This is a genomic window from Lysobacter sp. CFH 32150 (assembly GCF_022758295.1).
In the GTDB taxonomy this organism is placed as follows: domain Bacteria; phylum Pseudomonadota; class Gammaproteobacteria; order Xanthomonadales; family Xanthomonadaceae; genus CFH-32150.
In genome coordinates, this window is record NZ_JALDWJ010000002.1 from 45,322 (window position 1) to 59,501 (window position 14,180).

The window sequence follows — 14,180 nt, forward strand, 5'->3', positions numbered from 1 at the left end:
GGCCGGGAATTCTAGCAGTGCCGGCGGCCTTACACAGGCTCGCGATGGACGATCACCAATTGCACGGCCTGGCCGCCGCGGTAATCGTCCGGCTCCAGCCGATAGGCGATGCGGATGCGGGTTGGCGGCGTTTCGCCATTCCAGCCGCCGAACTCGATCGCGTTGAGGCGCTGTCCGCCATCCAGAGGCTGCAAAGGGGCAAGTTCCAGCCTGAGGTGGCGCTCACCGACGACGCGCGAGTTCAGCACCTCGAACTCGCCGTCGAACAACGGTTCCGGGTAGCCCTGCCCCCATGGCCCGCCATCCCGCAACGCCTCGGCGCTCATGCGGGTGAACTCGCCGCCCTCGAGTTCGCCATCGCTGACGATCTCGGCCTGCAGCAGTGCCGGATCGAGCATGCGTTCGACTTGCTCACGCAGCGCCAGTTCGAACTGCGGCAGCGCCGGCAACGACAGGCTCAGTCCCGCGGCCATGGCATGCCCGCCGAATTTGCCGATCAGTCCGGGGTGCGCGGCATCCACGGCTGCCAACGCATCGCGGATATGCAGACCGGGGATGGATCGCGCGGAGCCACGTAACAGCTCGCTGCCCGGTTCGGCCGGGGCGAAGGCAATGACCGGACGATGCACGCGTTCCTTGATCTTCGAGGCGACCAGGCCGACCACGCCGGGGTGCCATTCGGCATCGAACAGGCACAAGGCCGGTGCCAGCGCGCTGCCGTCGAGCGCGACTCTTGCCAGCGCCAACTCGGCCTCGTCGGTCATCTGCTGCTGCACCGCGCGGCGTTCGCTGTTGATCTCGTTGAGCGTGGCGGCGATGTCGCGGGCATGGGTGAAGTCGTCGCTGAGCAGGCATTCGATACCGACCGCCATGTCCTCGAGCCGGCCGGCGGCATTGATGCGCGGTGCCAGGCCGAAGCCGATATCGGTGGCGGTCAGCGTGCGCGGATCGCGACCCGAGACTTCGATCAATGCACGCAGGCCAGCGCAGCCCTGCCCGGCACGTAGCCGACGCAAGCCGGCGGCGACCAGGGCGCGATTGTTGGCGTCGAGCGGCACCAGATCGGCGACCGTGCCGACGGCAACCAGGTCGAGCAGCGTCGACAGATCCGGCCCGCCATCCGTGAACGCACCACCGTCGCGCAGGTGTCGCCGCAACGCCAGCAGCACGTAGAACATCACGCCGACACCGGCCAGCATCTTGCTCGGGAAAGCATCGCCGGGCAGGTTCGGGTCGACGATCGCATCCGCGGGTGGCAGCGTTGCGCCCGGCAAATGGTGATCGGTGACTAGCACCTGCCAGCCGCGCGCCTTGGCCGCGGTGATCCCGGCGTGACAGGCAATGCCGTGGTCGACGGTGACCAGCAGGTGCGGCTGCAGGGCAGCGAGATCATCGACCAACCCCGGGGACAAGCCGTAACCGTGGATGACGCGATTCGGCACCGCGTGCGAGACCCGACGCGCGCCGAGCATCCGCAGCCCACGCACGCCGACCGCGCAGGCAGTGGCGCCATCGCAGTCGAAATCGCCCACTACGACGATGTGGCGATCCTGCGCGATCGCTGCTGTGAGCAAGCGCGTCGCCGCTTCGAGTCCGCCCAACGTGTCCGGTGGCAACAATTGCGCCAGCCGCGGCTGTGCCTGTTCGAGATTGAGCGCACCGCGGGCTGCATAGATGCGTTGCAGCAGTGACGGCACTGTCGCGGGCCAGTTCCCGTTGGCGCCGATGTCGCGACGGCGGATCGTTCTTGCAGCGATCATTTGTCGAAACGGGCCAGTGGCTTGCGCCAGAAACGCCAATGCTGGCGGCGTTCCAGTACGAAGCCGCTGCCGTCTTCGCAATCCAACTGCAGGCGTTCGAGTTCGCCACGACGCACCGCACCCATCGCCGGTGAGAGCCAGTCGTTCGCCAACAACTGCACGTCGCGCGCAGCTCGGAGATCAAGCAAGGCATCCACCGTTGTCAATGCATAGCGCGATGGCAACGCAGCAGTCGGTACTTTCGCGGCTGCAGCCAGGGCCAGCACGGTGGCGTCGTCGGACTGGATCAGTGCGTGCGTCGTAGTGACGTGGTCCGGCAGGATGCCGCCACCCCAGAACCACAGCGAATTGACCGGCGGCTTGCCAGCGGCGATCCGCGCAGCGTTGTGCGGATGGTTATGCAGCACGACCTGCGCTTCGCTCAACAAAGCACGCCAGCGCCGGCTATCGGGACCTTCAGGCAGGTGCTCGAACAGGTCGGCGCCGAGTGCCTCGGCGGGCTCGATAAACGTCGGCAGCTTTGCTTCGCGCGGCAGGCGCAGATACCAGCGCGATGGCGTCGGCGCGTCGATCGGGAAACCGGTATCGCCGAACAACGGCCGCAATGGCGGCAGCAGGGCATCGGCATCCGCCTGCGTCAGTTGCAGCGCGTCGCCGTAGGCGAGCAATCGCGCGCCGTTGATGTCGGGACGCACATAGGCCGGATCGGCGCGCAACCATGCCGAAGGCGTCGCGTCACCGACATCCTGCTGACGGGTCAAGGCGGCCATCGGCCAACTGCGCGGCAGGAGCGTGAAGTGTCGCAGCAGTTGCGGGCGGACGCCGGCTTCGCCCACGGGCGCGCGATCGGCGCGGCCAAGGGCGCGCGCGACTGGTTCAGGGAGCGGTTGTCCGGCGAGGCGGACGCGAGGTGGCAGCAGCAGCGTGGCCGTTGCCATCAGCCTTCGTAGCGAACGCCGACGATTTCGTATTCGCGTTGTCCAGCAGGCGCGTCGATGGTGATGACGTCACCTTCGTGCTTGCCGATCAATGCCCGCGCGACCGGTGAGGAGATCGCGATCAGCCCTTGTTTGATGTCGGCTTCGAGGTCGCCGACGATCTGATACTTCTTTTCTTCGCCGCTATCCGCGTCAGCCAATTCGACGGTAGCGCCGAACACGACACGCGAGCCGGCATTTAGCGCAGCGATATCGATGACCTGGGCATGCGACAGCTCGGCTTCGAGCTGCTTGATGCGGCCTTCGATGAAGCCCTGCTGCTCGCGCGCCGCGTGATATTCGGCATTTTCCTTGAGATCGCCATGCGCACGCGCCTCGGCGATTGCGGCGATCACCGCGGGGCGCTTGACCGACTTCAGTTCTTCCAACTCGGCGCGCAAACGCTGTGCGCCTTTCACCGTAAGCGGTGCTCTCATTGCTTGTTCCTCGCGTCGGCACGTGGCCGACTACTAATCAATTCTGATGACCGATTGTGCCGGAGCGGACCGCTCGGCGCGACTCATGCCGTCGCGCCGTTGACCTCGGCATGCAGTTCCTGCAGGGACCATACCGGCCCGGTGCCACGGTGGTCGAGCGAATTCACCAACGCGCGCGCACCGGCGACCGTGGTCGAGTACGTCACCCGTTGCTGGAGCGCTTCGCGGCGGATCGAGAACGAGTCGGCGATCGCCTGCCGGCCTTCGGTCGTATTGACGATGTAGACGATTTCGCCGTTCTTGATCAGGTCGACGATGTGCGGTCGGCCTTCGGTGACCTTGTTGATCTGCTCGCATTCCACGCCCTGCTCGCGCAGGAACGCAGCGGTGCCCCCGGTGGCGACGAGCTTGTAGCCGCGACGGATCAATTCCTGCGCCACGGACAGCACGCGCTGTTTGTCGGGGTCGCGCACGGAGATAAAGGCCTTGCCGGTCGGCGGCAACGCCTTGATGCCACCGGCTTCCTGCGCACGCGCGAACGCGGCGGGGAAGTTGCGGCCAACGCCCATCACCTCGCCGGTCGAGCGCATCTCCGGCCCGAGGATCGGATCGACGCCCTGGAACTTGGCGAACGGGAAGATCGCTTCCTTCACCGAGTAATAGTCCGGAATGATTTCCTTGGTCGCCCCCTGCTCGGCCAGCGTCTTGCCCGCCATGCAGCGTGCTGCGATCTTCGCCAGCGGCATGCCGGTGGCCTTGGACACGAACGGCACCGTGCGCGAGGCGCGCGGGTTCACTTCCAGCAGGTAGATGATGTCGTCGCCGTCGTCGTTGGTCTGGATCGCGAACTGGGTGTTCATCAGGCCGACCACGTTCAACGCCTTCGCCAGCGCAACGACCTGTTCGCGCAACCGCGCCTGGGTCTTGGCCGACAGCGAGTACGGCGGCAGCGAACACGAGGAGTCGCCGGAATGCACGCCGGCCTCCTCGATGTGCTCCATCACGCCGCCGATCAGTACGTTGCCTTCCTTGTCCGCAATGATGTCCACATCGACCTCGACCGCGTTGTCGAGGAAGCGATCAAGCAGCACCGGTGAGTCATTCGACACCTTCACCGCGTCGCGGATGTAGCGCGACAGGTCGACGTCGGAATACACGATCTCCATCGCACGACCACCGAGCACATAGCTCGGCCGAACGACCAATGGATAGCCGATCTCATTTGCCAGCGCGATTGCCTGCTCGGCGTTACGCGCGGTGCGATTGGGCGGCTGTGCCAGGCCAAGTTTTTCCACCAACTGCTGAAAACGCTCGCGATCTTCGGCCAGATCGATCGAATCCGGGGACGTGCCGATGATTGGCACGCCGTTGTCCTCAAGCGCCTGCGCCAGCTTCAGCGGCGTCTGCCCGCCGTACTGCACGATCACGCCCTTGGGCTTCTCCAGATCGACGATCTCGAGCACGTCTTCCAGCGTCAGTGGCTCGAAGTACAGGCGATCGGAGGTGTCGTAGTCGGTCGACACGGTTTCCGGATTGCAGTTGACCATGATGGTCTCGAACCCATCCTCGCGCAGCGCGAGGGCGGCGTGCACGCAGCAGTAATCGAACTCGATGCCCTGCCCGATGCGGTTTGGGCCGCCGCCGAGCACGATGATCTTGTCGCGATTGCTCGGCTTTGCCTCGCACTCGTCCTCGTAGGTCGAATACAGGTACGCCGTGCTCGTCGCAAATTCGGCCGCACAGGAATCGACGCGTTTGTAGACCGGGCGCACGCCCAGCGTGCGACGCAGGGTGCGCAGCGCGGTCTCGTCGGTACCGACGATCTGGGCCAGGCGCGCATCGGAGAACCCCATGCGCTTAAGCGCGCGCATGCGGCGTTTGTCCAGCGCAGCAAGCCCGCCGGCAGCGACTTCGCGCTCGGTCGCGATCAGTTCTTCGATCTGATCGAGGAACCAGGGGTCGACGAAGGACAGCGCATGCACGTCTTCCACGCTCATGCCGGCACGGAACGCGTCGCCGATGTGGAACATGCGCTCCGGACCCGGTTCCTTGAGTTCGCGCTTGAGCTTGGCGATATCGTCTTCGTTGCCGAGGTCCAGGCCGGTCGGATCGAGGCCGACCTTGCCGGTTTCCAGTCCGCGCAGCGCCTTCTGCAGCGATTCCTGGAACGTGCGGCCCATCGCCATCACCTCGCCCACCGACTTCATCTGCGTCGTCAGGCGTGCGTCGGCCTGGGGGAATTTCTCAAAGGCGAAGCGCGGAATTTTGGTGACGACGTAGTCGATGGTCGGTTCGAACGACGCCGGCGTCGCGCCGCCGGTGATCTCGTTGCGCAGTTCGTCCAGCGTGTAGCCGACGGCGAGCTTGGCCGCGACCTTGGCGATCGGGAAACCAGTGGCTTTCGACGCCAGCGCCGACGAACGCGACACGCGCGGATTCATTTCGATCACGACGACACGGCCATTCTGCGCATTGATGCCGAACTGCACGTTGGACCCGCCGGTGTCGACACCGATCTTGCGCAGCACGGCGATCGAAGCGTCGCGCAGGCGCTGGTATTCCTTGTCGGTGAGCGTCTGCGCCGGTGCGACGGTGATCGAGTCGCCCGTATGCACGCCCATTGCGTCGAAGTTCTCGATCGAGCAGACGATGATGCAGTTGTCCGCGGTGTCGCGGACGACTTCCATCTCAAATTCCTTCCAGCCGAGCACGGATTCTTCGACCAGCACTTCGCCGACCGGCGACAACTCGAGGCCGCGCTTGACGATGTCCTCGAACTCTTCCTTGTTGTAGGCGATACCGCCACCACTGCCGCCGAGCGTGAACGACGGGCGGATGATGGTCGGATAGCCGACCTTGGTCTGGATCTCGATCGCCTGTTCGAACGTCCTGGCGACCTCGGCCTTCGGGCATTCCAGCCCGATCTCCGCCATCGCCACGCGGAACAACTCGCGGTCTTCGGCCATACGGATGGCTTCGCGCGAGGCACCGATCAATTCGACGTTGTACTTTTCGAGCACACCATGGTCGGCGAGATCGAGCGCGCAGTTGAGCGCGGTCTGTCCGCCCATCGTCGGCAGGAGCGCGTCGGGCCTTTCCTTGGCGATGATCTTCTCGACCATCTGCCAGTTGATCGGCTCGATGTAGACGGCATCGGCCATCTCCGGGTCGGTCATGATCGTCGCGGGATTGCTGTTGACCAGCACCACGCGGTAACCCTCGTCGCGCAGCGCCTTGCAGGCTTGCGCGCCGGAATAGTCGAACTCGCAGGCTTGGCCGATCACGATCGGGCCGGCGCCGATGATCAGGATGGTCTTGAGGTCGGTGCGCTTTGGCATGTCAGCGCGCCTCCATCGACGCAATAAATCGATCGAAGAGAGGGGCGACGTCGTGCGGGCCCGGGCTGGCTTCGGGGTGTCCCTGGAATGAGAACGCAGGTGCGTCGGTCAGCTCGATGCCTTGATTGGACCCATCGAACAGACTGCGCTGGGTCACGCGCACATTGGCCGGCAGCGTCGTTTCATCGACGGCGAAGCCGTGGTTCTGCGAAGTGATCATCACGCGGCCGCTGGCCAGGTCCTGCACAGGGTGGTTGGCGCCGTGGTGGCCGAACTTCATCTTCAGCGTCTTCGCGCCCGCGGCGAGGCCGAGCAACTGGTGGCCGAGGCAGATGCCGAAGGTGGGTGTCTTCTTTGCGATGAACTCGCGGATCGCGTTGATGGCGTAATCGCAGGGTTCCGGATCGCCCGGGCCATTGGAGAGGAACACCCCGTCGGGATTCAACGCGTACACGTCGGCGGCGGACGTCTGCGCCGGGACCACGGTCACGCGGCAGCCGCGCTCGGCCAGCATGCGCAGGATGTTGTGCTTGACGCCGAAGTCGTAGGCGACGACGTGGTGCTTGGCCTCGGCGTGGACGAAGACGTTGCGGTCGAGGTCGAGCTGGCCGTCGCGCCATTCATAGGTGCTGCGCGTGCTGACTTCCTTGGCCAGGTCCATGCCCTTGAGGCCTGGAAACTTGCGCGCGGCTTCGACGGCCTTGCTGGCGTCGATGGTCCCGGCCATCAGCGCGCCGTTCTGCGCGCCGGTGTCGCGCAGCAGGCGGGTGAGCTTGCGGGTATCGATGTCGGAAATCGCGACGATGCCACGCTTCTGCAACCATTCCGGCAGCGAAACCTCGCTGCGCCAGTTGCTGGGACGACGCGGCACGTCGCGCACGATCAGGCCACTGGCCCAGACCTGACGGGCCTCGTCGTCCTGCACCGTGCAGCCGGTGTTGCCGACGTGCGGATAGGTCAGCGTGACCAGTTGTCGGGCGTAGGACGGGTCGGTCAGGATTTCCTGGTAGCCGGTGATCGCGGTGTTGAACACCACTTCGCCGACCGAAAGGCCGGGCGCGCCTGCGGAAATGCCCTCGAAGATCGTGCCGTCTTCGAGCGCAAGGATTGCGGGTTGGGTCACGGGGGTCGCCTTGGCTGCCGGGGGGTGCTGACACCGCCGCCCGGGTAAAAACCGGGTTGCAAGAAACCGCGGACGCGGTACGGGACCGGTCCGACGGGCGGGGTTCAGGCGAGCGGGAATTGTACCGGGGCGCGGCCCGAAAAAAAACGCCCGGCCGGAGCCGGGCGCCAAATCACCTAGCTTTATTTAACTTAGTGGCCCAGTGAAGGCCGGTAGGTCGCTGTCATGTCCTGCGCGCGGATGCTCTGATCCGTCGTGAAGGTGTTCATGCAGGAGTCGTAGGTGTAATCCATGAAATTCAGGATCGGATCGACGCCACCGCCGGCGCAGGTATCGCGACCCACCGGGCAACCGAATGCAGCGCTGGCTCCGGCGGGGTGTCGGCGACGGAATCGCCAGGTGCAGCGCAACCGCCCTGGAAGGTGTGGTACAGGCCGAGGTAGTGGCCAACTTCGTGGGTGGCGGTGTCGCCCTCGTTGTAATTGGCGGTGGAGCCGCCCGGGAATGAGGAATGCAGCATCACCACGCCGTGGCGGGTGTCGGTTTCGGCAAATGAATTGGGGAAATAGGCGAAGCCCAGAAGATCGCCCGGTTTGCAACTGTAGATGTTGAGGTTATGTGCCGGGTCGACGGCGAGCGCAGACTTCATCGCGCTCTCGACGCCGCTGCGACCGCAACCGTCGAACCAGCGACTGTTGCTAGTGCGGGTAGTGCCGCCGAGGGTGAAGGAGAAGCCACGGCCAGCGTAGGCATCATTCAATACCTGCATCTGGTCGGCGATCTGGGCATTGGTGACGTTGCCGGTCACGACGCCGTTCTTGCTCTTGGTGACGATATGGAACCAGACTGGAATGGTGATCGGGCCGACCGCGGACGCCGCCAGCGCGCCGAAATTGGTTTCCTTGCGGAACTGCCGCAGGCCGCGGTCGACGGCATCGCGTTCCGCCTGCGACGGATCCTTGACGCCGCAGCGCAGGCCGCCGCGCACGGAGCCGTCTTCGTTGCGGATCTTGATGTTGGGCGTAGCCGACTCGCGGATGATCGGATCGGCGGGTTGTTGGGTTGCGGCGGGAAACGCGGCTACGGCGAGCACGGCGCTGAGCGCCAGGGTCAGGCGTTTGTGCATTGGAGGAACCCCCAAAAAAAAGCCGCAGGAAGTGCGGCGGGGCAAGAATCGCAGGCCGGGGCCCGGGGTACACGTCGCAGTGCATCAAAAAGCGTAGTGCCAGGGCTTTGCCCACAAAAACGCCCGGCCGGAGCCGGGCGTGAAAGGAGTACTAGGGTTCAATGCCCAAGCGAGGGCTTGTACAGGGCCACGATCTCCTCCATGCGAGCGTCCTGGCCGCTCGTAAAGGTGTTCATGCAGGAGTCGTAGGTGTAGTCCATGAAGTTGTAGATCGGGTCGACGCCCGCGCTTGGGCAGGTATCCCGGCCGACCGGGCAACCGAATGCGGGGCTCTCTTCCGCCGGGGTGTCGGCGACGGAATCGCCGGGTTCGGCGCAGCCGCCCTCGAAGGTATGCGCGAGACCGAGATAATGGCCAACCTCGTGGTTGCCCGTGTCGCCTTCGTTGTAATTGGTGGTGGCGCCGTCCGGGAACGAGGAATGCAGCACCACCACACCATGGCGGGTGTCGTTTTCGTCGAACGAATCCGGGTAATAGGCATATCCCAGGTAGTCGCCTGGTTTGCAGCTGTAGAAATTGAGGTTGTGGGCCGGATCGACCGCCAACGCCGCTTTCATCGTGGTTTCCGTGCTGTAACGGGCGCAACCGTCGAACCAGCGTCCGTTGTTGGTGCGCGTGGTGCCGCCGTGCGTGAAGGAGAAGCCGCGGCCGGCATAGGCGTCGTTCAAGACCGCTAGCTGATCGGCGATCTGGGCATCGGTGACGTTGCCGACCAAAGTGGGGTTCTTGCCTTTGGAGGTCTTGGTGACGATGTGGAACCACACCGGAATCGTGATCGACCCGTGTGATTCAGCTAACGCAGCAAACGGGCTTTGCTTTCTGAATTCACGCAGGTTGCGTTCGAGGACATCACGCTGCAGCGGCGTCCGCTGCTTGACGCCACAGCGCAGGCCGGCACGCAGGCTGCCGTCGTCATCGCGGATCTTGATGTTGGGCGCGCTCGGTTCACGGATCACCGGGTCGCTATTGAACTGCGCAGTTGCAGCGGGAAACACCGCTGCTGCAAGGATCGCGCTGAGCGCGAGGGTCAATGAGCTATGCATGGACAGCCTCCTTGACGCCGCCGAAGGTGGGCGGCGGAAAGGCAGCATTGCGCTGCGCTGGTTAGCCGCGTGTGCACGCGGCAGTACATCAAGGGGTATTCAGGCCAGCAGGTCGCGGAGTCGGTACAACCCCGGGGAACGGCCTATCAGCCTGGCAGCCGCATGCAAGGCGCCGCGCGCGAAGATGTCGCGATTGGTGGCGCGGTGCACCAGCTCGATGCGCTCACCCATGCCAGTGAACTGGACAGTGTGCTCGCCGACGATATCGCCGGCGCGCAGGCTGGCGTAATGCGGCTTGGCCCCGCTCTGCTCCACCGCCGCGCCGAGGCTCAGCGCAGTGCCCGAAGGCGCGTCCTGCTTCTGGGTGTGGTGCGCTTCGACGATGTCGCAGTCCCAACCCGGCAGCGCTCGCGCGACGCGTTCGACCAGCTCGGTCAGCACCGCCACGCCCAGGCTGAAATTGGAGGCCCACAATACGGGGATACGTGCAGCAGCAGCCTCGAGCGCAAGCCGCTGCGCGTCACTGAGCCCCGTGGTGCCCGATACCAGCGCTACGCCGCGCTCGACGCAGAGCGCCAGGATGCCGTCGAAGCCCTCTGGTAGGCTGAAATCGATGGCAACATCGAATGCTGGTACGCCGTGCAGTTCGCTGGCGGCGAATTGCGGCACGCCGTCGATCACCCGTTGCCCGACCTTGCGCGAGATCGCGCCGACAACGATGCAGTCAGGTTGCTCTGCGCACAGCCGCAACAGGGCCTGGCCCATGCGGCCAGTGGCACCGTGGATCAACACGCGAATGGGAGTCGTCATCCGTGCAGGCTAGCGGTAGTCGCCAGTCCCAAACAAGCGCGAAGCACTCCTAGGCCGGCACAACACTCGACTGCAGCCGCCCAACCACCTGGTGCAACGCATCCTCGAATGCGTTGTCGGCACCGCGTAGCTGCACCTTTCCAAGCTTGGCCATGGCAGCCAGTTCTTCCGCCGAGGCGACCAGCACGCGGATGCCGCGGCGGTTGACGAACAACAGGCGTGAAGAAATCGGGCTGACCCACGACACTTTCGCCGGTTCGACCCGGCCGCTCTCACTGGTCAGCATCAGCCAGGTGCCGATCTCGAGCGCTCGCATGCGCTCGGCCATCTCGTGATCGAAGTCGAGTTCGCTCTTGTCGGCGACCACGATGATGCCCGGTTCGGGCGCAGGCGCCGCAGGCTGTACAAACTGCTCAGGCAGGTGTGCGGCATGTGCGGCCATCTCCTCGCCTGCCGCCACTTGCGCCAGCGTACGCTGGATCGTCGCCAGCGCATCGTCGGCGGCAGGGCCAGCGCAACCGGAACTGGCGAAGATCTCCAGCAGCGGTTCGCGCTTGAGTGCGGGCAGGAGTTCAGGCGGCGTACCGAGCTCGGCGTGATCGAAGACGAACAACACATCCCGCAACGCATGCATCGCTTCGCTGTAACGTGGCGAATCACTGCCCTCGCGCAAGACCACCTGGGTCAGGTGGTGATGGGTGTAACGAGTGACGAACTCGTCCAGCACCGGCGGCAACGTGCGTGAATCGCGGTAGACGGCCAGATCGACCGACACGCTCTCACGCGCTTGCTCCAGGCGCTCGCGGCCACGCTGCGTTTCGGCGGCACGGCGTTCGGCCAGCTCGATGCGCTTGCTGTGCTGCTCCATGAAGGCACGCAGCTCGTGCTCCAGCGTTTCGAAGATCGCAAGATCCTCGTTGAAGTCGGCGACAAGGCGATCGATGGTCGTGTCGACCCGATCGAGCAGTTCGCGTTCCTGGGGCCCTTCGCCATGGTTGCCTTCGCAGGCTTCCGCGACCACGTTGAGCAGGCGTCGCGCCGGGTGGCCCTTGTACAGGAACATGCGACGGTCCTTGACCGCCACCTTGACGTACGGCACCAGCATGCGGCCGATCTTGCGACGCACGTCGGGTTCGAAATGGCGTTCATCGAGCAGCACGTCGAACAGCATGCCGACCAGGTCGACGGCATCCTCGTCAGTGTTCGACAGGTTGAGGTTGTCGCCGCCCATGCCGAGGCGACGCGCACCAGCCAGCACTTCGCGACGCAACTGCTCGGCCAGCGACAGCTTGTCGTCGCCGAGGGCCAGTTGCAGGCTGGGCGGCGGGTCGGGCTGCATCAACGACAGCACCGACATCATTTCGCGCGTCTGCAGGCTCTTGCCGGCTTCCGTGTACTGTCCCGGCAGCGACGTGGCCACGTTCTGCCGCCACGATTGCAGCAGGCCGATCAGGTTGGAGAACAGCGCCTGGTCCCCGGGTCCGCTCATCGCGAAATCCGAGGCGATGGCGTTCGCCACGGCTGCAGTGGCAGCGGTGGCTGGAACTGGAGCCGGTTGCGGCGGCGCCTCGGCACGCTTGGTCGACTTGAGCTGCGGCAGGATGCCGGCTCCGACCAGAGTCGCGTTCATGCGCTCGTAGAGAGCCGTCAGCGCCGTGCCCAGCTCGCGTTCGAGGAACTTGTACAGAATGATGCGCACGCTGGTCGAAAGTTCGACTGCATGCAGTGCGGTACGCATGACTTCGGCAAGGCACACCGGACCGGCGGGATTCTCGTCCGCAGCCAGTTCCGGGCGATTGACGAGCACTGCGAGTCGCTTTTCGATCAACTCCAGCGCCGGCGCGTGCAGGCGCGTGAGGTTGTCGGCCAGCTGCTCGTTGGCCAGCTGTTCTTCCAGCGCATCATCGGCAAGCAGACTGAGCGTGACGTTGTCCGTCTTGACCGATGGCGCCATGCCGCTCAAACGGCGGAAGCCATTGATCAGGGTTTGCTCGAAGCGCTCTGCGATCTGCGTGCGGGCCCGGCGCAGGTCGCGCAAGGCGGTCAGTTCATGATCAGTGCCATCGAACAGGTAATCGTCCGCCTGGCGCAGGGTCGTTTCCAGCGCCTTGCCGAGCCCTTCCACCGCCGCGCGCTGCATGGCGCCGATCAGGAGGCCCGGATCGCGCACGCCAAGCGAAGCTGGTTCGTTTGTGGTCATCATCCTGTGACCAGCGTACCCCGGTATCCGGGACGATCCTATGACCAGACTGCTCCCGTTGCTTGACGCCCGTCAAGAATATGAAGAGACAGTTCTTGTCACAGCCTGGGCGACCGCTCAGGAGACCATGCGGTCCCAGAAACCCTTCACTCCGTCGAGGAAAGTGCTGGACTTGGGCGAATGCTTCCGGGCGCCTTCGCCGACGAAGGTGGCCTCGAATTTTTCCAGCAACTCGCGCTGTTCCACGGTGAGGTTGATCGGGGTTTCCACCACGACTTTGCAATAGAGATCCCCCGGGGCACGGCTGCGCACCGACTTGACGCCCTTGTCGCGCAGGCGGAAGACCTTGCCGCTTTGGGTCTCGAACGGAATGCGTAGTTCGACTTCGCCGTCCAGCGTCGGCACGCGGATGGTGTCGCCGAGCGCCGCCTGCGAAATGCGGATCGGCACTTCGCAATGCAGGTCGTCGCCATCGCGTTCGAAGATCTCGTGCGGGCGCACGCGGACTTCGACGTAGAGGTCGCCTGGCGGCGTGCCGGCGGGTCCAGCTTCGCCCTCGCCCGTCAGGCGGATGCGGTCGCCGTTGTCGACGCCGGCGGGAATCTTCACCGACAGGATCTTTTCTTCCTCGAGCCGCCCTGCGCCCATGCACGGCTTGCACGGGTTCTTGATGATCTTCCCGCGGCCGCCGCAATGCGGACAGGTCTGTTGCATCTGGAAGATGCCGCGCTGCATCCGTACCTGCCCACGGCCGTGGCAGGTGCCGCAGGTGTCGAGCTGGCCGTCTTCGGAACCGCTGCCGTTGCAGTGCTGGCATGAGACCAGCGTGGGGATTTCGATGCGCTTCTCAATGCCGGCGACGGCTTCCTCGAGGTCGAGCTCCATCACGTAGCCGACATCGGCGCCGCGACGCGGGCCGCCGCGCGCGCCACCGCCAAAGATGTTGCCGAAGATGTCGCCGAAGATGTCGTTGACATCGGCATAACCCGGCCCCCCACCACCGCCACCCATGCCGTGCTCGAATGCGGCGTGCCCGTGCGTGTCGTACTGCCGGCGCTTGGTGGCGTCGGACAGCACTTCGTAGGCTTCCTTGCATTCCTTGAACGAAGCTTCGGCGGAGTGGTCGCCCGGATTGCGGTCAGGGTGGTACTTCATCGCACAGCGGCGATATGCCTTCTTCAGGTCCTCGTCGGATGCGTTGCGTTGGACGCCAAGGACTTCGTAGTAATCGCGCTTGCTCATGGACCTCGTACCACTCCCCAAAACAACGGGCAGGCGCGTTGGCCTGCCCGAGCTGTCACTACCT

The 14,180-nt window shown here is 64.8% G+C and carries 10 protein-coding genes; all 10 read right to left on the minus strand.

The features are described 5' to 3' along the window. Positions 1 to 29: 29 nt before the first annotated feature. Positions 30 to 1,760 (minus strand): single-stranded-DNA-specific exonuclease RecJ, encoded by a 1,731-nt coding sequence (recJ, locus tag MO486_RS03680; protein WP_242904677.1) that lies wholly within the window; start codon positions 1,758 to 1,760, stop codon positions 30 to 32. Further along, on the minus strand, positions 1,757 to 2,698 hold the full coding sequence (locus MO486_RS03685; protein ID WP_242904678.1) for a phosphoglycerate mutase: 942 nt from the start codon (positions 2,696 to 2,698) through the stop codon (positions 1,757 to 1,759). Before MO486_RS03685 ends, recJ begins: the two co-directional genes overlap by 4 nt. After that, positions 2,698 to 3,174, minus strand: a complete 477-nt coding sequence (gene greA, locus MO486_RS03690) for a transcription elongation factor GreA (protein WP_242904679.1) — start codon at positions 3,172 to 3,174, stop codon at positions 2,698 to 2,700. The genes MO486_RS03685 and greA overlap by 1 nt, the downstream gene beginning before the upstream one ends. A gap of 83 nt (positions 3,175 to 3,257) precedes the next feature. Next, positions 3,258 to 6,512, minus strand: a complete 3,255-nt coding sequence (carB, locus tag MO486_RS03695) for a carbamoyl-phosphate synthase large subunit (RefSeq protein ID WP_242904680.1) — start codon at positions 6,510 to 6,512, stop codon at positions 3,258 to 3,260. Between the two features lies 1 nt (position 6,513). After that, positions 6,514 to 7,635, minus strand: coding sequence for a glutamine-hydrolyzing carbamoyl-phosphate synthase small subunit (carA, locus tag MO486_RS03700; protein ID WP_242904681.1), 1,122 nt, complete (start codon positions 7,633 to 7,635; stop codon positions 6,514 to 6,516). 298 nt (positions 7,636 to 7,933) lie between these two features. Beyond that, positions 7,934 to 8,761 carry a zinc metalloprotease gene (locus MO486_RS03705; RefSeq protein WP_242904683.1) on the minus strand — a complete coding sequence of 276 codons (828 nt, stop codon included), beginning with the start codon at positions 8,759 to 8,761 and terminating at the stop codon, positions 7,934 to 7,936. Positions 8,762 to 8,919: 158 nt separating this feature from the next. Next, a complete protein-coding gene (locus tag MO486_RS03710) occupies positions 8,920 to 9,864 on the minus strand; it encodes a zinc metalloprotease (RefSeq protein WP_242904685.1) in 945 nt (314 codons plus the stop codon). A gap of 99 nt (positions 9,865 to 9,963) precedes the next feature. Beyond that, on the minus strand, positions 9,964 to 10,674 hold the full coding sequence (dapB, locus tag MO486_RS03715) for a 4-hydroxy-tetrahydrodipicolinate reductase (RefSeq protein ID WP_242904687.1): 711 nt from the start codon (positions 10,672 to 10,674) through the stop codon (positions 9,964 to 9,966). Between the two features lie 49 nt (positions 10,675 to 10,723). Next, positions 10,724 to 12,877: a DUF1631 family protein gene (locus tag MO486_RS03720; protein ID WP_242904689.1), complete on the minus strand. Its 2,154-nt coding sequence runs from the start codon at positions 12,875 to 12,877 to the stop codon at positions 10,724 to 10,726. A 114-nt stretch (positions 12,878 to 12,991) separates the two neighbouring features. After that, positions 12,992 to 14,116 carry a molecular chaperone DnaJ gene (gene dnaJ / locus MO486_RS03725; RefSeq protein WP_242904691.1) on the minus strand — a complete coding sequence of 375 codons (1,125 nt, stop codon included), beginning with the start codon at positions 14,114 to 14,116 and terminating at the stop codon, positions 12,992 to 12,994. Between the last annotated feature and the right edge of the window lie 64 nt (positions 14,117 to 14,180).

Bases quoted from the DNA above. Each gene is read 5' to 3' on its own strand.
- recJ (WP_242904677.1), bottom strand. From the start codon at position 1,760: ATGATCGCTGCAAGAACGATCCGCCGTCGCGACATCGGCGCCAACGGG.
- MO486_RS03685 (WP_242904678.1), bottom strand. From the start codon at position 2,698: ATGGCAACGGCCACGCTGCTGCTGCCACCTCGCGTCCGCCTCGCCGGA.
- greA (WP_242904679.1), bottom strand. From the start codon at position 3,174: ATGAGAGCACCGCTTACGGTGAAAGGCGCACAGCGTTTGCGCGCCGAG.
- carB (WP_242904680.1), bottom strand. From the start codon at position 6,512: ATGCCAAAGCGCACCGACCTCAAGACCATCCTGATCATCGGCGCCGGC.
- MO486_RS03705 (WP_242904683.1), bottom strand. From the start codon at position 8,761: ATGCACAAACGCCTGACCCTGGCGCTCAGCGCCGTGCTCGCCGTAGCC.
- MO486_RS03710 (WP_242904685.1), bottom strand. From the start codon at position 9,864: ATGCATAGCTCATTGACCCTCGCGCTCAGCGCGATCCTTGCAGCAGCG.
- dapB (WP_242904687.1), bottom strand. From the start codon at position 10,674: ATGACGACTCCCATTCGCGTGTTGATCCACGGTGCCACTGGCCGCATG.
- MO486_RS03720 (WP_242904689.1), bottom strand. From the start codon at position 12,877: ATGATGACCACAAACGAACCAGCTTCGCTTGGCGTGCGCGATCCGGGC.
- dnaJ (WP_242904691.1), bottom strand. From the start codon at position 14,116: ATGAGCAAGCGCGATTACTACGAAGTCCTTGGCGTCCAACGCAACGCA.